This window comes from Vibrio sp. ABH4_348, from assembly GCF_056159765.1.
This window is the reverse complement of the sequence record NZ_JBSWVW010000002.1, coordinates 877862-902779: the sequence shown is the minus strand read 5'-3', so window position 1 is coordinate 902779 and position 24918 is coordinate 877862. Positions and strand designations below refer to the sequence as shown.

The window sequence follows — 24918 nt, the reverse complement described above, 5'->3', positions numbered from 1 at the left end:
TATTGCGCAGAAATTGAATGACAGGAATAAGTAACGAACTTTAACTGTAGCCCAGCAGTTTAAGATTACCGCTCGAATAACGAATAAACTTTAACACTCTGTTTAGTATCTAAAAAATTAACGATCGTTAACTCAAGTTCACCATGGTTAGAAACAAAGTTAAGTTTTGAAAAAATCTCTTTCAAGTCATCGGGGATCAACGAGCTATTCTCCATCAACATTTGGTATTCTTTGTCTCCACCAATGTCGAAATCATACTGCCCAACAAGACGCAAACTTGAGTCGGTATCGAATAGATATAAGTAACCCAATTCATTGATGGATTCTAAGCCAGACTCAAAATACCTCGCGCGCAAAACGATAAGCTCTGTTTTTAAACAATCAGACGTATACTTCTCCAGCGAAATCATTCCTTCACTGTCATCTATCATGCCTTGCTCGGTTTCAAAACGTACACCGCGATTGACTAATACTGTTTTCCTCGATGGGCTTTGAGGAACATAGTAAAGATCAGCATAACCGTAGATACCTTCACTCGCGTCTGATGTAAGTGTATTTGGTACCAGCCTATACTGTTCGATTTCTTTGTTGCACAAGGGAACCAAAGTCTCGGTTGAAGTTTTTGCCAGAGTTCCAGGCGAAACTAGAAGGCCCAAACAAGCAAAAGAAACAGAGAAAAGTCTAGTTACTAGTGTAATTGTCTTTTGCATCATCTTGAGCCTTTTTATCCTCTTCGGTTAGTGTTTCTTCATATTTAGGTTCTATCCACATCATTGGATTACACGCCCGTGAAAATGGCGAATAATCTAAATTTCCGATCGCAAAATGCAGATGAGGATTGCTGGTCTGGATATCCGCACCATTTTTCCCGGAGACACCTGTTTTTCCTATAATATCACCAGCTTTGACAGAATCTCCTTCTTCAACATTAAATTCACTCAAATGCATATAAGTAAGATACAACTGGCTTGAAGAGTCAAAACTATCTGCTTCTAATATTTCACCTTTGTCTGAATAGATTGGCTGGTAGTTTGCGTCTCTATCTTCCCAAAGAGCTTTGCTGTCCGTTACTTTTATTCCAACGGTTTTGCCAGCGAGAGTTGTCGATGTACGCACACGAGTGACTTCACCGTCGGTAGCAGCATATACATCTGTACCAGTAGTTGCGAACAAGTCTACACCAGCATGGTTCGATATATTGTCTCTGATTTTTTTCCCAAAACTGCCATGATGAGGTTTATCGTGCCCACCTTGGGAATAAAGGCATAACATCATGTTGTCCAGAGGGTCATGCCAAGAGAAAGGATCTTTTTTATATTCCCACCCTTCTACAAGTGCTTCATCTAGCCCCAATAATGTTCCTTGTCCTACTATCCCATCCACGTCGCCAACTTCGTAGGACAAATGTGTTTGATTTGTTGCTTTATAGTTTGTTTGAAATAGTTCGACTTGACGTTTAGTCGTTGGGCCAAAATCGCCGTCGGCACCAGCTTCACCCAAGTCGAAGCCAAGGGAAAGCAAAGCTTGTTGTATATATTCAACTTCGTCTCCCTCAGAACCGTCCCGATAGGATTTAGATTCTAGGTTTGCAAGTTTATTAAGTGTGGCAGATTCTTTGAGAATAGATGATTGGAGTATTGATTCATTAGTCGAATCTACCTCAGATTCGTTTACAGACGAATTTGATTTACTACTCGGATTTGCACCAGTTGCTGAATTCGATATAAGGCCACTTGCATCGCTACCTGTTGTTTCTGGGTTCCATGATTCAGGAAGGGTCTTGTCCTCTGCTTCAAACTCGCTACTTGTATTTGCTTCCAAACTTTGCTGCGATGCAGAAACCTCGTTAACCTCCAATTCCTCCACTCTATTTTCATTATTCAATGTACTGGGCAACATTGCCTCTTGCCCGCCATAGCCGCTGCCGCTTCCGGCACTGCCACCTGAATTGAGGCCGACTTTCGCACCTTTCAAATGTACGCCAGCAGGATCCACTTTAACTAGACTGCCACCGGCTTTTACAGTGAGTTCGGTACCCGCTTCGATCACAACTTTTTGACCCGCTTTTATGTGTATTTCATTGCCGGATTCATTGGCCCAAATGGTACCCACTTTTACATGAATATCACCGCTGACTTGCAGGGTAGTATCTTTTGTCACCTTAGTTCTTTGCTCACCATCCACAGTAAGATGTTGGTTGTTTTGGATGTGACTGAACTCGTCGTTATCAACCGTTAGATGTTGGTCGTGCTTAATGTGGCTAATCCGGTCGTTTTTAACTTCGGTGTGCCAGTCTTTTTGCGCGTGCAGGTAGATTTGCTCTTCACCGGATTGGTCTTCAAGGGTGAGTTCGTTATACCCTTCACCTTGATGACTTTCACTGCGCCACGTGGTTTTGGTCTTGTGCTCTGGCAAGGCATAAGGCGGTGTGTTGTTAGCATGGAAGGTGCGGCCTGTGATGATGGGTTGGTCTGGGTCACCGTTTAGAAAGCTGACAATGACTTCGTGGCCGATTCTAGGAATCGCCATCATACCGTATTGCGCCCCGGCCCAACCCTGTGACACTCGAACCCAACACGAGCTGTGCTCGTCAGCATTGGAGTAGCGGTCCCAGAAGAAATGGACTTTGACTCGTCCATGTTCATCGCAATAGATTTCTTCCCCTTCAGGGCCAACAACGACTGCCATCATAGGGCCATCGACTTGCGGCTTGGCTTGCGGGTTGGCCTGCCATGTGCGAGTGGAAGAAATAACGGTGAATTGGTTAGCGTAGGTGGTGGCGCCGTGGTTGCCATGCTCTTCCAAAGCTTGCGGCTGGCTGCCTTGGTGGTTAACTTGTACCACTAGCCACTCTTGGTTGGCCGTCGGGTCTAAATGGTCTTGCAAGGTAAAGGCATAACCCGCTTGCAATGCGGGTTGGTTACTTTTGCCAGTCGCGGTGTGGGTGTCACGGGTTAAATAGTTAAGCCGTATTTGGTTGTAGGCTTGCCCGTTGCCATCGTCTTTGAATCGTCCCGGATAGTCAAAGTGCTCGTAGTCACTGCGCTGATGCTCAATGTATGAGGAGGTTTCGCTTTGGCTTAGCGGCGCAGTGGGCTTTTTGAAGCTGTAGTCTTTCAGCTCACTGTGGCTTGGGGCAATTTTTTTGTGCTGAATGAAGGTCGACACATAAGGCACATGGATAGTGCCCCCTGACATGGCATTGTACGGAATGGGTGTGTCGATTCTGGGCAAGCTGTAGGTTTGGTCAGTGATGACTAATGTGTGTTTACCTTGGTCGTGAACAAAGCTGTAAATCAGTCCTTCTTCCGCGGCTAAGCGATGGAAGAAGTCTAAGTCGCTTTCTCGATACTGGACACAAAATTCCCGTTTGGCGCATTCGCGTTGCACCGCAAAGCCGTAATCAGTAATGCCCATCTCTTGCAGCAGGACGGAAAGAATCTCTGGCACGGTTTGGGTTTGGAAAATGCGGCTGTGGTGGCGAAGACCAAGACGCTCAAGAGACGGCACTAAGGTAAGTTGGTAGAAGGTATGGTGATGACCGGTGTCGCCCTGCTCAAAGGCTTTGACAATACCGTGTACTCGCTGCACCACTTCACCATCGAGAAATACAGTAAGCTCGGCGCCTTTATCGACAATGTCATCGGCCAATAAATCCGACTGACGACTGGCCAGGTCAATCTCATAGCGATAACCAAAACAGAGTTGTCCAGATTGAAGACCTTGGGTTATCAGATGATTGGACAGTGACTCGACCCCATCGTAGCCCCTCACCACTAATGTCTCATCTTCCCTGCCCTCTAATGTCAAGTTGTACTGCAGCTGTGCCATGTGCTCTCCCACCCCACTTATCCCATCCTAAGCGGGTAATCCCTACAATCCATCAAGCAGCGGTTTTTTTAAACAAAGATGCTCTCAACCACCAAAACCTTAAGGCTCTATCGCAGTTTTTGAGTCCGAATAAAGAAGTTCGACTGAATAGAGCACTTAAGGTTTTGACTCTGGCTGATGGAAGACCACCAGCCAGACAATCTAGCGATTTACGCTTCGATAGGCTTACGCCAGTCGTCGGCACCGGAAGTACCCGCGTTGACGTGGTCCCACGTCACTTTACGGTAAGTCAGTGCAACGGTTAGGTTTTGAGTAAAGTCAGAGAACGACGGGTCTTGGCAGTGTGGCATTTCACACACAATGTCGACGATTGACGCGTTTTCTAGCTTAGTGGTGAAAAAGTTTTCTTGTTTGCCTTCAATCGACGTGCGGTACCATTTTAGCTCCACGTTTTTCAGCTTCTCACCCGAAGTCAGTGCGTTGTATAGCAGCGGTACCGCTTTGTTTAAGTTCACGGTGAACTTAAACGGCTTATGAACACGCTGACCTGCAGGTTGGCCCGATTGTGGGTCGGTTGGAACGGTCACAACGTGGTCAAACTGCTGAACCAGCATTTCGTCTTCGTGACCTTCTACGTACGCATCACCAATAGAGTCCGCCGTGCACGCGCCTGCGGTAATCAAGCCTTGAGTTTCTCCTTCAATGGAGATGTAACATGGAGTTGGCATCTTAAATGTCCTTGTCTGTAGCACTCGGCGCGATTCGACCGAGTATCGAGTTCAATATGAGTGAATTGCAATTCGGTAAGGACTAGAGCAAGGGCGATGCCAGAAAAAATAGTCAATAAATTTAGATAGATAGAAAATAATGAGCAAGTTTTTGCTTAGCGTTTCGCAAGGATTTGGTGTGGCGGGTAACAAAAACGAATACCATCAGTGCTTCTTTTAGTTATTCCACGACTAAAACTATATTCAGCGACTTATATTAATTCGGCATTAATATCTGAAATATATGACTAATCTTAATGCAACTAATTGTACCACTCGCAGTTTGAAGGGCGTATAATGCGCGGTTCACCATCCCTTTTCTTTTAATAAGTCCATGCCGATTTCACAGGGCTGTGGATATAGGACTTGATATGTTTAAGAAATTTGAGAGCTTTACTAAGCCCTTTCCCGACGAAGAACCCACTCAACCGCCAAGTGGGATTTTGGCTTTTTGTCGTCACTACACTCGCGGTTATGAAATTCCATTAGTGATTATGTCCATCATGGCGACCATTGTCGCGATTGTGGAAGTATCTCTGTTCGGCGCAATGGGTAGCTTGGTTGACTGGCTAGCACAAAGCAACCCCGAAACATTCTGGCAAGACAACAAAGACCAACTCATTTTTTACGGAAGCTTACTTCTGGTTGTCATGCCTGTTTTAGTCGTGATCTATTCGTTACTGATTCACCAAACACTATTGGGTAACTACCCAATGTCAGTGCGATGGCTAGCACACCGCTATCTCCTAAAACAAAGCGTGAATTTTTATCAAGATGACTACGCGGGTCGCGTCGCGACAAAAGTGATGCAAACATCATTAGCGGTTCGTGAAACCGTAATGAAAACCATGGATGTATTCGTCTATGTTGCAGTGTATTTCACGGCAATGATCTATCTACTATTCCAAGCTGACTGGCGACTTATGCTGCCTATGCTAGTTTGGTTGTGCTGCTACGTGGGTATTCAGATCTATTTTGTACCTAAACTGAAAAAGGTCGCTTCAGAGCAGGCAGATGCACGTTCCACTATGACGGGACGAATTGTTGATAGCTACACCAATATTCAAACGGTTAAGTTGTTCTCACACAGCAAGCGTGAAACCGAATATGCCGAAGAAGGCATGCAAGGATTCCTCAACACGGTTTATCGCCAAATGCGACTCGTCACCGGCTTCGACGTTGCAGTAGAAATTACCAACTACATTTTGGTTTTCTCTGTAGCCGCCATTTCCATCCTACTTTGGATGGACAGTGCCATCTCCATTGGTGCCATCGCGATCGCGATCAGTTTGGCGTTGCGTATCAACGGTATGTCAATGTGGATCATGTGGGAAGTCGGCGCACTGTTTGAAAACATGGGTACAGTTGTCGACGGTATGAAAACCTTGTCTAAGCCAGTCGACATTGAAGATGAACCAAGTGCAAAGCCTTTAGATGTCAAAAAAGGTGCGATTGAGTTTGATAACGTCAGTTTCCACTACGGTGAAAACAAAGGTGTCATTGACAAGCTCAGTCTTAACATCAAACCCGGTGAGAAAGTGGGCCTTGTTGGGCGCTCTGGCGCTGGTAAATCGACCCTAGTGAACTTGTTACTCCGCTTCCATGACGTTGAAGACGGGGAAATTCGAATTGATGGACAACCTATCAAAGCGGTCACTCAAGATTCGTTACGCAGCCAAATTGGTATGGTGACTCAAGATACCTCACTGCTACACCGCTCAATCCGTGAGAACATTTTGTATGGCAAGCCCGACGCATCCGATGACATGCTGTTTGCCGCCACTAAGCAGGCTCAAGCACATGAGTTTATTGAAACTCTGACTGACCCACACGGCAATACAGGCTATGAAGCACAAGTGGGTGAGCGCGGTGTGAAGTTGTCTGGTGGCCAACGTCAACGCATCGCAATATCTCGAGTTTTGTTGAAAGATGCGCCTTTACTAGTGTTAGATGAAGCGACGTCTGCACTCGACTCAGAAGTCGAAGCCGCAATTCAAGAGAGCTTGATTGAGCTGATGGAAGGTAAGACTGTGATTGCCATTGCTCACCGACTTTCAACCATCGCCGCAATGGATCGCTTGATTGTTCTTGACGAAGGCAACATCGTTGAACAAGGTACCCATCAAGAGTTGATTGAAAATAAAGGTATTTACGCTCAGTTATGGTCACACCAAACCGGTGGGTTTATTGCTGACGATATAGAACCAGAAGCGAAATCAGCTTAACACTCTCCTCCAACAAATCTAACGGCTCTCAATGAGCCGTTTTTTTGTGAATTTCATTGCCTTACTCTTGGCAAGCGGTAATCCGTCAGTAAACTAAATAGCCATCTTAACTCGATTTAGTTACATCCAATGAACAAAAGCTTAATCACTAATCTAATTGCTATCGTTTTAATGGCAGTTGGCCATTTGGCTCAATTGCAGTGGCTTTTCTTTGCCGGTCTTTTTGCTTTCTCCGGCGCAGTAACCAACTGGTTAGCCGTTCATATGCTCTTCGAAAAGGTACCCGGTTTATACGGTTCAGGTGTTATCCCAGCGCGATTTGAAGAGTTTAAATCGGCTATCAAGCAGCTGATGATGGAGCAGTTTTTCACAGACCAGAATATTGATCGGTTTTTGAACCAAGAGCTCTCAGGCGGCCAATCTATTGATTTAGCTCCAGTGATTGAGAAAGTGGATTTCGAACCGACCTTTGATTCCCTCGTCGATGTCATCGAGAACTCACCATTTGGCGGTATGTTATCTATGTTCGGTGGCACCGAAGCCTTACAGCCACTTAAGCAACCATTTATCGAAAAGATGCAACAATCAGTAATCGAAATCAGCCACAGCGATACTGTTAAAAACGCATTAAAAGAGCAATTGGAATCGCCAGCAATGCTCGATGAAATCAAGGTAAACATCGAAAACATCATTGATCAGCGATTAAATGAACTCACGCCGCAACTGGTAAAAGAAATGGTACAAACCATGATCAAACAGCATCTGGGCTGGCTAGTCGTTTGGGGTGGTGTTTTTGGTGGTACTATTGGTTTAATTTCAAGCGCTCTGTTGTAACACTCCGATATCTCTCTCATTTTAAATAGAAGCGAGCTCTGTTAAAACGGGCTCGTTTTTTAATTGTGCTCAGCATAGAAAATGCACTGACTTGGGGATTCGTTAACATCCATGTACAATCGCCGAGCCAAATTTGTAACGCTTACTGCCTATCATGACCCAACGCTTGCACTTGTTTCCACAAAGTCACCAAAACTCACCAAGACCTGAGCTTTTTACCTTTCCTTTTTTCTATCAAACTCATCCACTGGCCGAATTCGCGGCTGATCAATTGAAACTGCGTATTGAGCAACACACCGAATGGCAAAAGGCACTAGAAAAAAGTGGCAAGATGTTCGGAGTTCTAGTGGTTGAAGACCATAACAAGCAGTTAGGTTACCTATGGGCTTTTTCTGGCACATTAGCGAGTAAAAACCTTTGGCCGGAGTTTGTTCCTCCAATACTCAACAACCAAGATGAAGCAGGTTTCTTTCAAGCTCAATATCGAAAGATCAATGAATTCATTGAGCAGATTCGAGAGTTAGAAGGCTCTAACGAATGGCAGCTTACAGCTGAGTCTTTAACACAAATGGAGCAAACAGCAGCACAAGAGATCGAGCAATGGCGACTTCAAACCATCGAAAACCGAGCGAATAGAAAGAGCAAACGCCAGCAAATCCAAAACGAACCAGAGTCAGAAACAAAAAAGAAAACTCTCGATGAGCTAGCAAAAGCCAGTGTTTACGATAAGAACTACGCCAAGCATCTCAAACAACAGTGGGAAAATAAACTTCTACCGCTGCGAGAAAAAGTAGCAGTCTTCAGATCTGAGCTGGCTGCTCTAAAAGACAAGAGAAAACAAATCTCATCTAGTCTTTCTAAAAGGTGGTTTGATGACTTCCGGGTGTCGAATGCTTTGGGTGATTCCCTATCGCTAAATACTATATTTGATGAGCATAGTAAGATCGTGCCTCCCGCAGGCTCTGGCGATTGTGCGGCACCAAAATTACTCAACTACGCCTACCAAAACGAATTAAAGCCCTTAGCAATGGCGGAGTTTTGGATGGGATTGTCACCAAAAAATGAAGTGCGTCATCATGGACAATACTATCCATCCTGCCACAGTAAATGCCAGCCAATACTTGGCCACATGCTCAAGGGCTTAAATGTAGAACCCGATCCGCTTCAACACAGTTGGGCTCATGACAAACCAATGAAGATCGTCTATCAAGATGAGTCCATTGTGGTAGTCAATAAGCCAGCTGGCCTGCTCTCGGTCCCAGGAAAAACCATCAAAGATTCGGCCTATTCACGATTAAAAGCACAGTTTTCAGATGCAGATGATGTATTTGTATTACATAGGCTTGATATGGCAACGTCGGGTTTGCTGGTGTTTGGTTTTACAAGCCGAGCCAATAAACATCTACAAAAGCAGTTTATCGCGCGAGAAGTCAAAAAGACCTACGTGGCACTACTAGACGGCGTATTAGAGCAAGAAAAAGGGGACGTGAGGTTACCCTTACGAGGTGACCCAGATGACCGTCCAAGGCAACTGGTGTGCTTAGAACATGGTAAACCAGCGCATTCTAGCTATCAGGTCCTTGAGCGAACCGATACTCACACCAGAGTTGAATTGTCGCCGCATACCGGGCGTACTCACCAGTTGAGGGTACATTGTGCGCACGAACAAGGATTAGCAACGCCAATTCTTGGTGATGGTTTGTATGGGATTCGAGGTGACAGACTGCACCTGCACGCCCAGACACTGGAGTTCACTCACCCAATAACCAAGCAAAGGATGCGCTTTAGCTGCCAGCCCGATTTTTAACAACACGGAAAAAATCGAGCAATTTTGTTCAAGTCTTCCTTTTGGGAAATGCTTAAGCTGATGCTATAGTCGAACAGCAACCAAGCGGGATGCAAAGGGAATTGGCATGAGTAAATCGAACCAGTTTTGTTATAAACAATCCAAAAACTCGTCCAAAGTAACGCTTCTAAAAGCGGGGATGACTGATTTCACTTATCACAAACACTCCCACGAAGAGTACTCGTTTGGTCTAACACTTGAAGGGCAACAAAACTTCTTTAGCCACACCGCCTTTCACAAAAGCCCTCCTGGCGGCGTCATGATTTTCAATCCTGACCAAATCCACGACGGTCACGCCGGTAACCACCAAACGCTTGAGTACGTGATGCTTTACGTTCATCCGGACGAATTGGCACCTCACTTTAAGTCTTTGGGAGTTAAAAATACGGATCAGATGAGACCGGATTCGTGTCTGTACAGAGACAAAATGATGGCACAACAGATTTTGTCATTGTCTCAGTGTGTATCAAGTGGCTCAAATAACGCTATCGAGTTTGACGCGTTACTACATCAACTCGCCTACTCTGTGTTGCGATTGTCTGGTGGGAATATTCAAAGCACTGATACGCTCCATCGGCAGGACACACTGATTCAACGGTCTATCGACTTTATCAAACACAACACGACCGAAAACATCTCCGTTGAACAGATCAGCGATGCGGCCAATATGTCCAAGTTTCACTTTATCCGCGCTTTCAAAAAGCAAATAGGCATTACACCGCATCAGTACGTGATTAACAGTCGCCTTAAACAAGTGAAAAATGCTCTGCAAAAAGGGGGGAGTATTTCTCAGGTATCGGCCGAGTATAACTTTGCAGATGCCAGCCATCTAAACAGACGTTTTAAGTCAGTATTTGGAATGACACCCAAGCATTACCAACAGCAAATTTTAGCAAGCTAAACCGCGTCAGAAACCGCCCAGATATTTGAGTTGTTGAACTTTTTATAGGTTTACAGCTTTAGTCCTCATTCATCGGGAAACACTATGATAGAAATGTTCGCCTATGCACTAGGAGTGATGTACACGCCTGGTCCAGTCAACTCCATTGCGTTCACCGGAACCATTGGCAAAAAGCCAAATCATTATGTTGCGTTCTCTGTCGGTGTAGGGCTAGCCATGTTTTTACTTTGTTCCGTATTGGGATACCTTGGAGACATAGCGATAAGCCCAAAATTTTTGCCTGCTATCGCTTTTCTGAGCGGCTTGTACATTAGCTATCTCGCCAGCAAAATTTATCGCGCTTCAAGTCAACTGACAGATTCAGCCACGCAATTACCCAGCAAGCTGCACCAAGGCTTCACCATACAATTGCTCAACCCCAAAGCACCAGTTGCACTTTTACCACTCGCCACTTTTTATTTTCCGAGCTTGGGCATAGAAAACACCGAGATATTGATTTGGTCTGTTGTGATCGGAACATGTGCATTTGGTGCACCAGCAAGTTACTCATTATTGGGATGGATGTTGGGCAAGAATCTAAAAAGTACGGCTTGGATTAGATGGTTAAACAAAACGGTCGCTATCGCATTATTTATTGTGGCCGGCAAAATTATGATTAGCCAAGGGCTGGTGCCAATCTGGAACACCTTTCAATAAGATGTCAGAAAAGCAAACGGGTAGCACTTAACTACCCGTTAAACGCTACTAGCCGACTCGTTTATACTTCTCAACCAAATAACCGTCTTTATCGCCAAGTCCCAATCGAACTCTAGGATACTGGCCTTCTTGAACCAACAAATCGTCTTGAATGCTTACTTTGAAGGTTATGGATTGGTCTTCATAGTTCGGGTGCGAGCAATACTCTATTTCTTCCGTATATTGGTCGCCTTTTAGAGTGTACTTACCATATGCTGCACCAAACGAGTTGTATGCATTGAGAATTTCAGCATCCGTCGGCTCTGGGTTAGCAAAGCGAGCACGTTCAATCTGCTTAGAGAAGAAGGAAAACTCGTTCTCTGCAATAATCTTCACCATCTTTGAACCTTCCCCAAGCACCGATAAGGTCTCGCCATCTATGGTGATTTCTGCACTGACGATTTGCCAGTGGCCTTGCAAGTCACTTTTATCTAACATCAGACGCCTCCGTGTCTGTATTTGATTGGAATTTAAACAACTTTTCTCATCATACAAACCTAATAGAAGCTGTCGCAAACTGCTATCACCGAAATGTTAGCTGCCTCACTTGAGGGTTTTTCCATCTAAATCAAAAAGGTGTACGTCTTCAGGCAAGACCGATAAGTAGATCGTTTGACCTTTTTTGTATTGGGCAATACCCGGGATTTTGGCAATCAAAGTCTGTTCAAAGTCATTGCTTTCAATGTGTAACAGGGTGACTTCACCCAAAGATTCGATAAAGACGATTTCCCCCTTCACTTGGCCGTTTTGCTCCGTTGCCACATGCCAATGTTCGGGGCGTACGCCAACTTGTACCGACTGCCCTTTCCATTCCTCTCCCAATTGGTGATTTGCCTTGACCATCAAGCCCTGGGAAGATTGCACTTCAGTTCCAGCGTTGGAAATTTCATCTGAATCACTAGTAGAGCCGGTTGTCGATTCAACCTGAGCATTCAAAATGTTCATGGCTGGAGAACCAATAAACTGGGCAACAAAGACATTGGCAGGATTAGAATACAACTCGAGAGGAGAACCTACTTGCTCTATTTTGCCAGCAGACAAAACTACAATTCGGTCCGCCAGTGTCATGGCTTCGACTTGATCGTGCGTTACATACACCATAGTCGTTTTCGGTAACTGCTCTTTTAAATTGGCGATTTCAATACGGGTTTGAACTCTCAACGCGGCATCAAGGTTAGAAAGGGGTTCATCAAACAGAAAGACTTTGGGCTGTCTTACAATTGCCCGGCCAATTGCCACACGTTGACGCTGTCCGCCCGACAATGCTTTCGGCAATCGGTCTAAATAAGGTTCCAATTGCAGCATTTTAGCAGCGTCCATTACCCTGTCATGAATCTCTTGCTTAGTTGCTTTTGCGATGCGCATGGCAAACGCCATATTGTCGTAAACCGTCATGTGTGGATATAAGGCGTAGGTTTGAAACACCATAGCAATGCCACGCATTGCCGCTGGTACTTGATTAACCTTGGCATTCTCTATCAGCAAGTCGCCCGACGTAATGGTCTCCAAGCCTGCAATCATCCGCAGCAGAGTCGACTTCCCGCAGCCAGATGGTCCAACAAATACCACAAACTCACCCAGTTCAACTTCTAGGTCAACACCATGAATCACTTGGGTATTGCCGTAAGATTTTGTGATATTTTTGAGTGTTAATCCTTTCATACCTCTCCCCTACTTAACTGAGCCAGACAGAAGTCCGCGAACCAAATAACGTTGCAGCGAAAAAAACACCAATAGGGGTACTGCAATCGACACAAACGCTGAAGCGGTCAATATTTCCCAGTTACCGCCTCGAGAGCCCAATAATTCCCTTAACCTCGCCGTTAACACCATATGCTCTTCACCGGTACCCAAAAATACTGTGGCAACGAGCAAGTCATTCCAAACCCATAAGAACTGGAAGATGGCGAATGAAGCTAAAGCCGGGAAAGAAAGCGGCAACACAATTCGAACAAAAATCTCAAAATCGTTAGCACCATCAACCTTTGCTGACTCGATAATCTCTCTGGGTAAGCTCGAGATGTAATTGCGAAGCAAATAGATCGCTAACGGCAAACCAAAGCCTGTGTGTGCCAGCCAAATTCCCACATAGGTTTTTGCACCAACACCAAAAAACGCGCCAATATCGTTATACATTTTGAGCAAAGGGATCAGTGACATCTGCAAAGGTACCACCAATAAGCCAACCACAAGTGCAATTAACCAAGTGCGACCGGGAAGCGTCATCCACGATAAGGCGTAGGCTGCGAACGCCGCAATCAGAATGGGAATAATAGTAGCGGGAATTGTCACCGTTAGAGAGTTGATAAAAGATTGCCCAATCCCTTCAGCTGATAACACTTCTCTATAGTTCTCCGTACCAAATTTCGGTGGAACGGTGGCCGTATAAAAAATCCGTTTGCCTCGCTTACCTTTGAAGGGTTTGGTTGATAACCAATGATAGCGACCATCGGCTAATACAGTAAGTGACTCTCCATCCCGAAACGTGGCAACGTCTCCTGGCAAAAATTCCGTTGGTGACCGAGAGCTATAACCAAAAGCACTAATGGTGACCGCTTCTCCTTCATTAGTAATTACACCGGAGAGGAGATAACCGTTTTCAGTCTGCACTTGTGTATCTGGGTTTTCAGTCCGAGCAACAAGATTCTGCTCAGAAGCGGTCAATGAGGTCCACCAGCCCGATACCGCCAATTGGTCTTTGTCTCGAAAAGATGAAATCAGAATCCCCGCCGTAGGTAAGGTCCACATCACAACGATAATCAAAACTGAAAAGTGCAGAATGAGAGTCAAGGACGAACGCCGCAGTCGACTTAAAGAAAAACGCGCATCAGAAACATCAGACATACTATCGGCCCTCCATTTGCACGCTGGCTTGTCGCATATTCCACACCATCACAGGAATCACCGCGACCATAATGATGACTGCTATCGCCGCACCGCGACCGAAATCGCCACCTCCTCGAAACATCCAATCAAACATCATATTGGCGAGCACTTGCGTGCTCCATTGGCCATTGGTCATCGCCAAAACAATGTCGAAGACTTTAAGCACTAAGATGGTGATGGTGGTCCAGACTACGGCTATCGTTCCCCAGATCTGAGGAATCAAAATTTTGAAAAAAATCTGTACGCCATTTGCGCCATCCAGCACTGCGGCTTCAACCGTTTCCTCAGGAATACCTCGTAGCGCAGCAGATAAAATTACCATGGCAAAACCGGTTTGAATCCAGATCAGAATCGCCATCAAAAAAAAGTTGTTCCAGAAAGGAATCGTAATCCAAGCTTGCGGCGTACCACCAAACACTTCAACTAAAGCATTGAGCAAGCCTATTTGCTCTGAGCCCTCACTTCGGAAATCATAAATAAATTTCCAAATAATTGACGCACCAATAAAAGAAATGGCCATGGGCATAAACACTAAGCTTTTTGCAATATTTCCCCAAGACACTCTATCAGTGAGCGCCGCGATCACTAGCCCTAAAAACGTACTCATCGCGGGTACAACCAACAGCCAAAGTAGATTATTGACAAGAGATTCTTGGAAGTCAGGATTTTGAAACAGCCACTGGTAGTTACTCAGTCCTACAAATTCATCGCCGTGGCGGTTGTGAACAGATAACCACAATGAATCAAAAACCGGATAAATCAGATACACCACTAAAAACAGCAAGGCAGGTCCCAAGAACAACCAAGGACGCACCATGGCGGCGACACGAATGTTTCGCGCCATCACCCGCTGAGAAACATCGCGAATAGGCAACAATCGAGTGAGTAATAAATTACTACCAAAAAAGTAGAGAACACAGGCAAACACCGCAGTGATCACGACCAGTATCGAGGAATAAAGCTGATCCATATAACGATTCCTTATCTGTATTGCCTGTTTCACGTATTGTCATTAGTTGACGAGACCTGCACCCGAAAAAGCAATGGCTTGCCCGATAAAATTTGGGCAAGCCACGTTCAGAGGTAAAAACTACTCGCTACTTGAGCGCGTCCCATGTTTTTTGAACTTCATCAGCCACGTCTTTTGCGGACTTGCCTCCAGTGTAATCCACCATTCCGGTCCAGAATGCACCTGCACCAATTTTACCTGGCATCAAGTCAGAGCCATCAAAACGGAATGTGGTGGCTTGCAGCAAAATGTCACCTTGTTTTTTCAATGTGTCATTTGCGTAAGCATCAACATTGGCTTTCTTATGCGGCGTTAGGAATCCCGATTGCGCCATCCACACTTCGTTAGCCAAAGCAGATTTTAGATAGTCAATAAACGCACGAGTCGCTTTCGAATCTTTGGTAATACTCCACATAGTGCCGGCACCAAGAACTGGTTTTCCTAGGTCTTTAGACTCGTAGGCCGGGAAATAGAAGAAGTCCGCATCAGCGCCAAGTTCCGTACCCTCTGGGAAGAAAGTTGGAATAAACGATGCTTGGCGATGCAGGTAACACTGCGGTGGTGAAGCAAATAGACCTTTTGGTGAATCCCTAAAGTCAGTTGCCGTTACCCCTTTCGCACCGCCCACAACGTAGGCATCGGTTTTGGCGAACCAACCAAACTCTTCAAGCGCAGAAATCACTTTTGGATCGTTAAATTTGAGGTCGTTACTTACCCAGTCGTCATAGTCTTTAGGTGACTGAGTACGAAGCATCATGTCTTCCACCCAATCGGTTGCCGGCCAACCTGTCGCCGCACCTGAACCCAAACCAATACACCATGGTGTTTCGCCGTCTTTGACAATTTGCATGGTCAACGCTTTGAGCTGCTCCATGGTTTCTGGTACTTCATAGCCGGCATCTTCAAAGTTCTCAGGCGAGTACCAAACCAGTGATTTCAAATCCACTTTATAGAAGAAGCCATACAGCTCATCTTTGCCGTCTTTGCCTGCAAATGTTCCAAGGTCAACCCAGGATGAACCCGCAGCATAATTGTCTTTAACCCACATGGCTAAATCATTACCAAGAGGACTGAGGTATCCGCGAGCAGCTAGGTCAGCAGCCAAACCCGGTTGAGGGAAGATAGCCACATTAGGTGGACTACCCGCTTGCACATCAATAACAATCTGTTGCTCAAATGAATCAGACCCCGAATACTCGATGTTTGCGCCCGTGGCGGCTTCAAAGTAAGCCATGACGCTTTCGACCATATCTTTGTCTCCGGTTAACCACGGGCCAAATACCGTGATGGTTTCACCGGAAAAATCCATTTTTTGTAGTTCTTGGTAATCTTGCCAGCTAAATCGACTGTCTTTGCCAGGTTCAAATCTTAAATCTGCAGCGGTTGCGCCGAGAGAAGCTAAACCAAAAGCCGTTGCCATAGCGATAGTGGTAAATTTCATTGATGACACTCCGTGTTGTTTGCCAATCAAGCACAGCTAGATTGGCAGATATCGACATTAGCTCTGAGCCAAATCGACCAAAACGACAATGCGACTTAGTCTGGAGACTTCCAGCCTTCGCATTTACAACATCTAACCCATTGATCTTGCAGCTTTGAGCCTTGTGTTGTTAAGCCTAGAAACCCCACCGTAAATTGCTCATTTTTTGATCTAACTATGTGTTTGAGATCAAGCTTTTGGCGTTTGTTATTTTCTCGGTCTATACCCATTCAGTATGAGTGGCGATTCCACAGTTCTAATTCGGAGATTAGCGAGCGATGAACCAAGGAACTATTCGATGGTGGCACAACAAGGTTGTGTATCAGATTTATCCGCGCAGTTTTTGTGATTCTAATGGTGATGGAATTGGAGACATTCCGGGAATCACCAGCAAACTAAACTACCTGCAACAATTGGGCATCGGGATCATATGGCTTAGTCCCGTTTATCAATCTCCTATGGACGATAATGGCTATGACATCTCTGACTATTACCGTATCGCCCATGAGTTTGGCACCATGCAAGATATGGAAACGTTGATACTGGAAGCAGACAAACGCGGTATCAAAATTGTCATGGACTTGGTGGTTAATCACACCTCTGACGAACACCCTTGGTTTGTCGAATCTCGATCGTCCGTCGATAATCCAAAACGTGACTGGTACATCTGGAAAGATAGCAAAAGTGACGGCAGCGAACCTAACAACTGGCAGTCCTTTTTTAAACCCAAAGCCTGGTCTTGGGATAACCATACCGAGCAGTACTATCTGCACCTATTCAGTAACAAGCAACCCGATCTAAACTGGGCCAATCCAGAGGTGCGTCGCGCCATTTATAAGATGATGCGCTTTTGGCTCGATAAAGGATTAGGCGGTTTTAGAATGGACGTCATCAATAAAATTGCCAAACCTAGCGACTTTCCTGATGCCACCATTATGGACCAAGGGGTAGCGGGCTGGGAACATTGGGCCAATCACTCAGATTGTCATCAGTACTTGAGGGAAATGCACAATGAAGTGCTACAACACTATGACGTGTTAACCGTCGGCGAGACGCCATTTACCACCCCATACGAAGGCCAATTGTTTTCTCACCCGGATCGCCACGAACTGAGCATGATTTTTCAGTTTGAGCACGTCGGTATTGACCGCGAAGAACACAATGCAGTGAAAAAGCCATTTGATTTGGTCAAATACAAAACCATTATGGCCAAGTGGCAAGATGGCTTGCACAACAGAGGATGGAATAGCGTCTATTGGAGTAACCACGACCAACCCCGCCCCGTTTCTCGCTACATGGATGACCACGGAGACAACCGTATTCTCGGCGCCAAGCTCTTAGGGATGGTACTGCACTTAATGAGTGGCACGCCTTACATTTATCAAGGTGAAGAGATAGGTATGACGAATTATCCGTTCACCGATATCAGCCAGTTCAACGATCTTATGGCACATTTTCATTTCGAAAAGATGCTAAAACGGGGACGTACTCCGCAGCAAGCGTTGGACTTTTTGAATGATTTTTCCCGAGATCATGCGCGAGTTCCTATGTTATGGGATGACTCTCAATACGCTGGTTTTAGCCCATCAAAACCTTGGCTGCCGATTAATCCAAACAAAACCACCATTAACGCGACTCAAGCTCAAAACGACCCGGATTCGATATTCCATTTTTACCGCTCATTGATAGAACTGCGCCAAAACAGCGACTTATCATCAACCATTGTCTATGGAGAACATCAGCTTTTGGACACAGAAGATAAATCGGTTTATGCCTATTTGCGCTTCTCTGAACAAAAGAAGCTTTTGGTCATCGCCAATTTTTCTGCAAACACGGTGACTCGTCATTACGAAGGCAAAATCAAACGCTGTGTCTTATCCAACTACAACTCGCCACCGACTCAGCTACAACGAGTTGAGTTACCAAAATACTTTTGCGGACTGTTCGATATAAGTGAATAAATGAAGTTTTGAGAGGGAAATAAATAGTTGTATTTCCCTCATTACCAAATTGTTAATGAATGAATTTAGTTTTATACTGGCGTATACCAAGCTTAGCAAAAAAGACCTTGAGTTTACCTAAATCATCCCCTTCTACATAGAAGTAAGAACCTCCGCTTTTCTCACTGCAGGACTTGTATGCTGAAAGCTCTTGATTAGAAACACCCTGATCAAAAATAATTGGTGTAAAGCTAATGTTATCACTTATAAAGTGTTCACAAATATTAGCTAAAAACGATGGAAATTCCTCTTTTTCAACACCCTTATTATTTTCGCCGTCAGTAAAAACAATCATTTGCTTTTTAGGATTCACTAAATCGTACTTTGGATCTTTCCAAATAACAGACTGCCAACTATCTAATAATAAACGCCATCCCCAAATAATACCTTCACTACCTCCTGTAGTATGTGTAGCGTGATATCTCGCTGCTTCTGATCTAAGAGAACTTTGATCAGCCGAAACCTCATGTAGTCGCATAGGTGGACAAGCTGTGGGAGTCCTCACATACTTTAAAGGGTTATCCGGGTCGACCTGAATAACTGGCAAAAAATCTAACGGTATTCCGTTTGGGTTTCTGTCTTTTAAATCCTCCGTTGAAACAAAAACTTCTCTTCCATCCACTTTAATATCATAGCGATCAACCACCAAATCATACCCCTGCAAGTTAGAAGTAGGAATTTTGGAAAGCTCTGAAACATTATCGATAGTTACATTGGTATAATCAACACAAGCTCCCTTTCTCGAGCGCTCCACACCAAAATTATGAAGAAAATCATGTTGATAATTGTACATCGTTCGTAGAAAGTCGAAATTCGGTGGTATAGCGCGCGAACTTGGTTTTATAAGCCGATTAGCATATTTCTCTCCCAAGTTTACGTATGCTGAATATGGTACAAAACCAATATGGTGATCTTTTGAAATGTCTTGTTCACCCATTAAAGATTCAACAAAGTTTTGTAAAATACCTGGCATCTGCTCACTTGGGCTCTGAACCCCACCTTTAGTAGATGACATTGAAGCAGACAAATCTAATACCAAAGCGGTTTCCGTAGTCGGATAAAACCTCGCTATTTTTCTTTCCACACTTGAGACAAAGCTAGGTAAGTGAGGCAGAAACTGCTTTGCGCTTTGGTTAACCTTTAGAGTAATTGTATCCTCGTAACCTAACGATGAAAGAGACAATTCCACTTGGCTAGTTCGTCGCAAATCACCACTCCGAACCCCCATGGGCAAATTGTAAATAATAAATGTCTTCGCTAAGTAATTTGCTTCTAAATCAGAAATACCGACACCTTCTCGGGCAACAATGGTAAGCGCATTTTCTGCACCGTGATTTAAACGTGTTTGCAGTGTCACGTGTCTCTGTGCTGTTATCGAAACCAAAAATACAATTACCGCCAAAAGCAACATTGCCAAAGAGAAAAGTAAAACCCCACCTTGTTGATATTTTGAAGAGACATTAGTTTTCAATACGATCCCCCTGGTACCAGTATCGACGTAAACTTATTGCATCAGCGAATAATGGATTGTCAAATTTTTGCGCAAGCCTACTGGATAAATTGATACTATCCAAACAGATAGCAACATAGACAAATTGGTTATCAGCTCGATTTTTTACATTGGCACCACTTGATGAGTACTTATCGGTCAAATATCGAGATATGTGTACGGGGCCTGGTACATCAGGAGTTAAACTGCAACTTGCCCCTCCCAGTTGGCTTGTTTTAGCTAACTCAAACTCTATTGAATCTTTGCCGTTTATGTACACTATCTGCATTCTCATCTGGTTTGTTGAAGCTAATCCAACTGTTCGACGAGCAATTTCAAGCAAGCCATCTATAACCGTAGAGTGTGGACAATCATCAAAGCGACTTTTCGCAGATTCAGGGCCACAAAGTAGATTGACAAACTTTCGATTTTGCTCATTCTGGGGTGGTAGATCTGCGGCCAGTTGACTGACACTGGATACGGCAAGATTAAGTTTGTCTTGTACATTCAAAAAACGAATAACATCTACCATTATCCAAACTAAGGAAATGATGAGTGTGCAGGCGGCAATTAATTCAACTACCGCAGCACCTCTTTGTTTTTGTCTGCTTACCATTTGCTAGATTCCATACTGGGCTCGTTCCAAACAACGAATATACTGTAATGTTCCCAACCATGATTAGTCGCGATTTCTAGCCCAGGTAAAATTGGCCTAAATCGATATTCCATACTAAATTCAACTAAATTCTGGGGGCCACCAGTACCAGAAGCACAACTTTGAGAGACATAAAACTCGACAGTTTCACAATACTTTGCTTTTATAGTGATATCTTTTTTATCAATGAACCTTTGATTGTTAAAATACTTAGCAACTAAACTAGAAACTGATTGCGTAGGGTTCACTCTACTATCGTAAACTAATTCACGAAATCTTAGTTCAGCGACACTTCTTGAAAGAGAAAATCGGCCTATCTCTACTATTAGAAATAAGAAAAATAAAACCAAAATAAAAGAGCTAACAAATTCTACAGAATAAGCGCCAGTGTTTTTCCTAATTTGAAATATTCTATTTTCTTTTAATTTTTGATTATTAATCATTGTTCTATCGATGAAAGAAGTTGAGAAAGCTTTTGTATTTCTGGACGTGTCAAGAATTTATTCAGACCATCCAAATCTTTATCATCACCCGATAACAAGTAATCTATGGTTGATGTTAGCATTTCTGACTGTTTATTTTTCCCAGTAATCTCGGCTAGCTCATTCAGCTCAGACCTAGCCAACCTATACTGAGCACTGAGGATATAAGAATAAATCAAGTTTCTTTTAACAGAAATATTTACTGGTTCTTTCTCCAATATTCCAGAATAAATCCTCTGTGCTTTACTATGCATTTGTAGGTAATCCAAGCTCACGCCTTGAATTACCTTCCATTTTGTAGAAACTGCATCCGAAGGCACTAATGCTATTGCTTTTTGTGGTTCCAATAATTTAAGGTATGTACGTGCCTTCCAGAAAATCACTTCAGATGAATTTTCATAAATAGGTGTTACCTGCTCAAGATGAAATAGTGCTTTCTTCCATATGTCTTGTTTAAAGTACAATCTACCTAGAGCAAAATTCACTTCATCCCGGTCTTGTTCAAAAATCAATTTTTCACTTTCTATTAACCTTTCATATATATTAAAAGCAGCGTCTAGCTGGCCATTCTCTTCAGATAATCGGGCAATCGATAGTTGTGTCTTTATATTAGAGCTTTCAATCTCAATCTGTTTTTCTGTTTGAGCGCAGCCTATAAGAAAGACTAAACAAGAAATCGAAATTAATAGTATCTTATTCATATATTTAATTACCGGATAAAGCACTAACAAGACTAATCACTGCAGGAGCTGCGATTAAAAACAGAGTGGGAAACAAAATCAACCCAATGAGCGGCAAGCTCATCTTAGCTGGAACCTTTGCAGCATGCTCTTCCATTTTCAAGAGACGTTTTTGACGTGTATCGTCGGCAACAATACGTAAGGTTTTTGACAGTGAAGAACCATAGGTCATAGATTGATTAAGCGTGGTGGCCATGATTCGGATCTCTTCAGATTTTGTTCTTGTTGCTAGATTTTTGAGAGCCTTAGACCTGTCAGGAAGTACCTTCAATTCGTGTACCAATTGAATAAGTTCTTCTTTAAGTTCGGAGCTAACCGGTTCTATTTTTCTCGATACTCGCTCTAACGCATCATCTATACTGAGCCCAGATTCAGCACATATAACCAACATGTCCATCATGTCAGGACAATATTGGCTGATTCGGAGTTGACGTTTTGTTGCGCGAGATTCAATGTTTGTCTCTATTAAGACTCCTACTCCAAAAACCATCGATAATGCTACGACCAAACTTTTTGCGTTAAAAATTTCTGGATTTAAAAGGAAAAATAGCAATGTAACAAAGAACAAAATTAAAATTGATCCAAACTTTGTTGCAACATAAATTCGCACGGCGTTATGATGAAAGTAACCTGCCCTGAGCATTAAGTCTTCTATTGGCTTGATATCACGCTTAGGAATAATTCGCCTTATAAGTAAGTCACCAAATAATACAAAAATACCACCGATTTGATTGATATATGATTTATTCTTAATTGACTTATCAAGGTAGATATTGAGTCGATCTGAAAATCGCTTTTTGCGTCGTTTTTCTTCTAACATAAGCAACGCTATCGCCAGACTAGCAATAAAAATAACCAAAAATGACATTAAATTACCTTTGTTAGACGACGTATAATAACTAAACCAAACACAATACTAGCTACAGATAAGCCGAATATTTGTTGGCCAACCTGCGTATTAAAAAAGAAATCCAACTGGTCAGGCTGTTTAGCAAACTGTATTCCTAGCAACACAAGTGGAATGCCCGTGACTACTCGAGCAGCAGTTCTTGGTTCGGCAGTCAACGCCGCTAACTTACGTTTTAGTTTTTCTCGTTCTCGAAGGCTTATTGCGAGGTTCGATAGAACCTCAACCATTGAGCCACCACTCTCAGTGTTTAGACTCAAGATGGAGGCAAAGTACCGAAAGCTCTCACTCTCTACTCGTGACGCTGAATCTTGAAGTACTGTTTGCATAGGTAGTCCAAGCGATAGTGAATCATGAATTCTGCCAAATTCTTCACTTATAGGTCCCTCAAATGAAACATGAACATTTTGGATTGAACGTTCTACCGGAACTCCAGCCGCGATAGCCCGAGCAAAAACATCAAGTGCTTCAGGTAGAGATTTCTCTAGTTGTTCAACTTCTAATGCTCGCTTTCTCTTTTTCATAACGAAAATTGCCGCTGGAAAACTAGCTAGCCAGACTAAGAGCGAAACCAAAAAGTTCTGCGTGACGGAATAACCTAAATACGCGATTCCAGCTGAAACAGCGAAGGCTTTTATGCGAAGATTGCTGTCGCCCTCGCTCCATCTCTTTTTATTTTCTGAGATATTTTTTAAATTTTCTGTTTCAACTTCTGCAAAGTAAATTCCCATCGTCGATGCTTTACGTTTCTGCCAACGAGTATCTTCCTTGCGATTTTTTCGGAATTGAGAGAATAAAATCAATAGAGCAACTGAAGAGAAAAGAACAACATAAATATTCATTATTCGCTTTCCTCAAATACAGCTGCCTGTACTTTGCTCCACAGGCCAGCGCGAAGCCATTTGTCTTTTTTTCTCGATTCTTTTGCTACAAAACGGTAATCGCCCTGAATTAAATCAGTATCAACATCTTGCTCCAAATAGGAAAATTCAGCGACCGATGTCATTGACTCGTAAAGCGTCTCGGACGGGTTAGTTTCAACTATCTTGGATATTCTACGTACCCCATCCCGACTGCGCTCGATTTGTACAATAACGTCTATCGACTTAGTAATTTGCTTTAAGCTCGCGCTCTCTGAGAGTTGAGCCTTACTCAAACTCAACATGTTTTGTAAACGAACAACTGCATCTTCTGGTGTGTTGGCATGCACTGTAGACAAAGAGCCATCATGACCTGTATTCATAGCTTGAAGCATGTCATAGACTTCTTCGCCTCGAACTTCCCCTAGCAAGATTCTGTCTGGTCTCATACGAAGAGCGTTTTTCACCAATTCAGTTTGGTTTATTGCACCCGTTCCTTCAATACTTGCAGCCCTAGTCTCAAGCCCAATGACATGTGGTTGATGCAACTGTAACTCTGCTGCATCTTCGATTGTTACAACTCTGTCTGTTTCAGATATATGAGCCGAAAGAGCATTGAGCAAAGTTGTCTTGCCGGCTCCAGTCCCACCTGAAACCAAGATGTTCATTTTAGCTTTAACGTACATTTGAAGAAGTAAAGCCATTTTTGCAGACATGTTTCCCTGTTCTGACATCATTGTTAGGGAGCGTTTAAACTTGCTGAACTTTCGAATTGAAATCACGGTTCCAACAAGAGAAAGAGGCGGTGCAATTATATTAACTCGGCTGCCATCGGCCAATCGGGCATCAACCATTGGGGACGATTCATCGACTCTTCGTCCTACAGAACTCGCTATTTTTTGCGCTATGTTATGAACATGATTTTGGTCGCGAAACTTTATGTCTGTAAGCTCAACTTTACCCTCTCGTTCCACATATACCCTTTCGGCCCCATTGACCATAATGTCATTTATCGTTTCATCATTGACTAGCACTTCAATTGGACCTAGCCCAAGAATGTCGTCGACTATTTCTTTCGTGAGCCCTTGTTGCTCTTTTAAGCTCATGGTTATTTTTTGTTCAACTGCTAGCGTGCTTATTTTTTCAAACAAGGTCAGCTCAAGTTCTTTTTTGGTCAAACTCAATGCTTCAGTAGCATCAATTTCATCAATTAGCGTACTACGCAATTGCTCCTGTCTTTCCGACATAGAACGAACATTCTTCATCTATTT

Annotated in this window: 21 protein-coding genes; 6 read left to right on the top strand and 15 right to left on the bottom strand. The window is 43.6% G+C overall.

What is annotated here, in order from left to right; translation table 11 throughout:
* Positions 1–65 precede the first annotated feature (65 nt).
* From ACXAFJ_RS17925 to ACXAFJ_RS17915, 3 genes are all read right to left on the bottom strand, one after another.
* Positions 66–710: a hypothetical protein gene (locus ACXAFJ_RS17925; protein WP_475325313.1), complete on the bottom strand. Its 645-nt coding sequence runs from the start codon at positions 708–710 to the stop codon at positions 66–68.
* The gene (gene tssI, locus ACXAFJ_RS17920) at positions 682–3831 is read right to left on the bottom strand and encodes a type VI secretion system tip protein TssI/VgrG (protein WP_475325311.1); all 3150 of its coding nucleotides are present in this window, start codon (positions 3829–3831) and stop codon (positions 682–684) included. Before tssI ends, ACXAFJ_RS17925 begins: the two co-directional genes overlap by 29 nt.
* A gap of 209 nt (positions 3832–4040) precedes the next feature.
* Positions 4041–4559, bottom strand: a complete 519-nt coding sequence (locus ACXAFJ_RS17915) for an Hcp family type VI secretion system effector (protein ID WP_475322272.1) — start codon at positions 4557–4559, stop codon at positions 4041–4043.
* A gap of 410 nt (positions 4560–4969) precedes the next feature.
* Here ACXAFJ_RS17915 and ACXAFJ_RS17910 point away from each other — a divergent pair, with 410 nt between their 5' ends.
* The 5 genes from ACXAFJ_RS17910 (at position 4970) to ACXAFJ_RS17890 (ending at position 11100) form a co-directional block, all read left to right on the top strand.
* Positions 4970–6823 carry an ABC transporter ATP-binding protein gene (locus ACXAFJ_RS17910; protein ID WP_475325310.1) on the top strand — a complete coding sequence of 618 codons (1854 nt, stop codon included), beginning with the start codon at positions 4970–4972 and terminating at the stop codon, positions 6821–6823.
* A 129-nt stretch (positions 6824–6952) separates the two neighbouring features.
* The gene (locus ACXAFJ_RS17905) at positions 6953–7657 is read left to right on the top strand and encodes a DUF445 domain-containing protein (RefSeq protein ID WP_475325309.1); all 705 of its coding nucleotides are present in this window, start codon (positions 6953–6955) and stop codon (positions 7655–7657) included.
* 154 nt (positions 7658–7811) lie between these two features.
* Positions 7812–9464, top strand: coding sequence for an RluA family pseudouridine synthase (locus tag ACXAFJ_RS17900; protein ID WP_475325307.1), 1653 nt, complete (start codon positions 7812–7814; stop codon positions 9462–9464).
* Positions 9465–9570: 106 nt separating this feature from the next.
* A complete protein-coding gene (locus ACXAFJ_RS17895) occupies positions 9571–10404 on the top strand; it encodes an AraC family transcriptional regulator (RefSeq protein ID WP_475325305.1) in 834 nt (277 codons plus the stop codon).
* Positions 10405–10488: 84 nt separating this feature from the next.
* Positions 10489–11100 (top strand): LysE family translocator, encoded by a 612-nt coding sequence (locus tag ACXAFJ_RS17890; RefSeq protein WP_475325303.1) that lies wholly within the window; start codon positions 10489–10491, stop codon positions 11098–11100.
* A 48-nt stretch (positions 11101–11148) separates the two neighbouring features.
* On the opposite strand, the gene ACXAFJ_RS17885 is transcribed toward ACXAFJ_RS17890, so the two are convergent.
* From ACXAFJ_RS17885 to ACXAFJ_RS17865, 5 genes are all read right to left on the bottom strand, one after another.
* Entirely contained in the window at positions 11149–11577 is a 429-nt protein-coding gene (locus tag ACXAFJ_RS17885; protein WP_475325302.1) for a lipocalin-like domain-containing protein, read from the bottom strand.
* 105 nt (positions 11578–11682) lie between these two features.
* Positions 11683–12801, bottom strand: coding sequence for an ABC transporter ATP-binding protein (locus tag ACXAFJ_RS17880; protein ID WP_475325301.1), 1119 nt, complete (start codon positions 12799–12801; stop codon positions 11683–11685).
* A gap of 9 nt (positions 12802–12810) precedes the next feature.
* Positions 12811–13983: a carbohydrate ABC transporter permease gene (locus ACXAFJ_RS17875; RefSeq protein ID WP_475325299.1), complete on the bottom strand. Its 1173-nt coding sequence runs from the start codon at positions 13981–13983 to the stop codon at positions 12811–12813.
* Position 13984: 1 nt separating this feature from the next.
* Positions 13985–14995 carry a carbohydrate ABC transporter permease gene (locus ACXAFJ_RS17870; RefSeq protein ID WP_475325298.1) on the bottom strand — a complete coding sequence of 337 codons (1011 nt, stop codon included), beginning with the start codon at positions 14993–14995 and terminating at the stop codon, positions 13985–13987.
* 127 nt (positions 14996–15122) lie between these two features.
* On the bottom strand, positions 15123–16475 hold the full coding sequence (locus ACXAFJ_RS17865; protein WP_475325296.1) for an ABC transporter substrate-binding protein: 1353 nt from the start codon (positions 16473–16475) through the stop codon (positions 15123–15125).
* Positions 16476–16792: 317 nt separating this feature from the next.
* On the opposite strand from ACXAFJ_RS17865, the gene ACXAFJ_RS17860 reads away from it, so the two are divergent.
* Positions 16793–18475 (top strand): glycoside hydrolase family 13 protein, encoded by a 1683-nt coding sequence (locus ACXAFJ_RS17860; protein WP_475325295.1) that lies wholly within the window; start codon positions 16793–16795, stop codon positions 18473–18475.
* Positions 18476–18527: 52 nt separating this feature from the next.
* Here the strand turns inward: ACXAFJ_RS17860 and ACXAFJ_RS17855 are convergent, their stop codons facing one another.
* From ACXAFJ_RS17855 to ACXAFJ_RS17825, 7 genes are read right to left on the bottom strand one after another with little or no spacing between them, the layout of a single operon-like run.
* Complete coding sequence (locus ACXAFJ_RS17855) at positions 18528–19985, bottom strand: hypothetical protein (protein WP_475325294.1); 1458 nt, start codon at positions 19983–19985, stop codon at positions 18528–18530.
* Positions 19975–20619 carry a TadE/TadG family type IV pilus assembly protein gene (locus tag ACXAFJ_RS17850; protein ID WP_475325292.1) on the bottom strand — a complete coding sequence of 215 codons (645 nt, stop codon included), beginning with the start codon at positions 20617–20619 and terminating at the stop codon, positions 19975–19977. Before ACXAFJ_RS17850 ends, ACXAFJ_RS17855 begins: the two co-directional genes overlap by 11 nt.
* A complete protein-coding gene (locus tag ACXAFJ_RS17845; RefSeq protein WP_475325291.1) occupies positions 20613–21101 on the bottom strand; it encodes a hypothetical protein in 489 nt (162 codons plus the stop codon). Before ACXAFJ_RS17845 ends, ACXAFJ_RS17850 begins: the two co-directional genes overlap by 7 nt.
* The gene (locus tag ACXAFJ_RS17840) at positions 21098–21841 is read right to left on the bottom strand and encodes a tetratricopeptide repeat protein (protein ID WP_475325289.1); all 744 of its coding nucleotides are present in this window, start codon (positions 21839–21841) and stop codon (positions 21098–21100) included. The genes ACXAFJ_RS17845 and ACXAFJ_RS17840 overlap by 4 nt, the downstream gene beginning before the upstream one ends.
* 4 nt (positions 21842–21845) lie before the next feature.
* Entirely contained in the window at positions 21846–22748 is a 903-nt protein-coding gene (locus ACXAFJ_RS17835) for a type II secretion system F family protein (RefSeq protein WP_475325288.1), read from the bottom strand.
* A complete protein-coding gene (locus ACXAFJ_RS17830) occupies positions 22748–23629 on the bottom strand; it encodes a type II secretion system F family protein (protein WP_475325286.1) in 882 nt (293 codons plus the stop codon). Before ACXAFJ_RS17830 ends, ACXAFJ_RS17835 begins: the two co-directional genes overlap by 1 nt.
* Positions 23629–24912, bottom strand: coding sequence for a CpaF family protein (locus tag ACXAFJ_RS17825; RefSeq protein WP_475325285.1), 1284 nt, complete (start codon positions 24910–24912; stop codon positions 23629–23631). The genes ACXAFJ_RS17830 and ACXAFJ_RS17825 overlap by 1 nt, the downstream gene beginning before the upstream one ends.
* Positions 24913–24918 lie beyond the last annotated feature (6 nt).

Bases quoted from the DNA above. Each gene is read 5' to 3' on its own strand.
- ACXAFJ_RS17925 (WP_475325313.1), bottom strand. From the start codon at position 710: ATGCAAAAGACAATTACACTAGTAACTAGACTTTTCTCTGTTTCTTTT.
- tssI (WP_475325311.1), bottom strand. From the start codon at position 3,831: ATGGCACAGCTGCAGTACAACTTGACATTAGAGGGCAGGGAAGATGAG.
- ACXAFJ_RS17915 (WP_475322272.1), bottom strand. From the start codon at position 4,559: ATGCCAACTCCATGTTACATCTCCATTGAAGGAGAAACTCAAGGCTTG.
- ACXAFJ_RS17910 (WP_475325310.1), top strand. From the start codon at position 4,970: ATGTTTAAGAAATTTGAGAGCTTTACTAAGCCCTTTCCCGACGAAGAA.
- ACXAFJ_RS17905 (WP_475325309.1), top strand. From the start codon at position 6,953: ATGAACAAAAGCTTAATCACTAATCTAATTGCTATCGTTTTAATGGCA.
- ACXAFJ_RS17900 (WP_475325307.1), top strand. From the start codon at position 7,812: ATGACCCAACGCTTGCACTTGTTTCCACAAAGTCACCAAAACTCACCA.
- ACXAFJ_RS17895 (WP_475325305.1), top strand. From the start codon at position 9,571: ATGAGTAAATCGAACCAGTTTTGTTATAAACAATCCAAAAACTCGTCC.
- ACXAFJ_RS17890 (WP_475325303.1), top strand. From the start codon at position 10,489: ATGATAGAAATGTTCGCCTATGCACTAGGAGTGATGTACACGCCTGGT.
- ACXAFJ_RS17885 (WP_475325302.1), bottom strand. From the start codon at position 11,577: ATGTTAGATAAAAGTGACTTGCAAGGCCACTGGCAAATCGTCAGTGCA.
- ACXAFJ_RS17880 (WP_475325301.1), bottom strand. From the start codon at position 12,801: ATGAAAGGATTAACACTCAAAAATATCACAAAATCTTACGGCAATACC.
- ACXAFJ_RS17875 (WP_475325299.1), bottom strand. From the start codon at position 13,983: ATGTCTGATGTTTCTGATGCGCGTTTTTCTTTAAGTCGACTGCGGCGT.
- ACXAFJ_RS17870 (WP_475325298.1), bottom strand. From the start codon at position 14,995: ATGGATCAGCTTTATTCCTCGATACTGGTCGTGATCACTGCGGTGTTT.
- ACXAFJ_RS17865 (WP_475325296.1), bottom strand. From the start codon at position 16,475: ATGAAATTTACCACTATCGCTATGGCAACGGCTTTTGGTTTAGCTTCT.
- ACXAFJ_RS17860 (WP_475325295.1), top strand. From the start codon at position 16,793: ATGAACCAAGGAACTATTCGATGGTGGCACAACAAGGTTGTGTATCAG.
- ACXAFJ_RS17850 (WP_475325292.1), bottom strand. From the start codon at position 20,619: ATGGTAAGCAGACAAAAACAAAGAGGTGCTGCGGTAGTTGAATTAATT.
- ACXAFJ_RS17845 (WP_475325291.1), bottom strand. From the start codon at position 21,101: ATGATTAATAATCAAAAATTAAAAGAAAATAGAATATTTCAAATTAGG.
- ACXAFJ_RS17840 (WP_475325289.1), bottom strand. From the start codon at position 21,841: ATGAATAAGATACTATTAATTTCGATTTCTTGTTTAGTCTTTCTTATA.
- ACXAFJ_RS17835 (WP_475325288.1), bottom strand. From the start codon at position 22,748: ATGTCATTTTTGGTTATTTTTATTGCTAGTCTGGCGATAGCGTTGCTT.
- ACXAFJ_RS17830 (WP_475325286.1), bottom strand. From the start codon at position 23,629: ATGAATATTTATGTTGTTCTTTTCTCTTCAGTTGCTCTATTGATTTTA.
- ACXAFJ_RS17825 (WP_475325285.1), bottom strand. From the start codon at position 24,912: ATGAAGAATGTTCGTTCTATGTCGGAAAGACAGGAGCAATTGCGTAGT.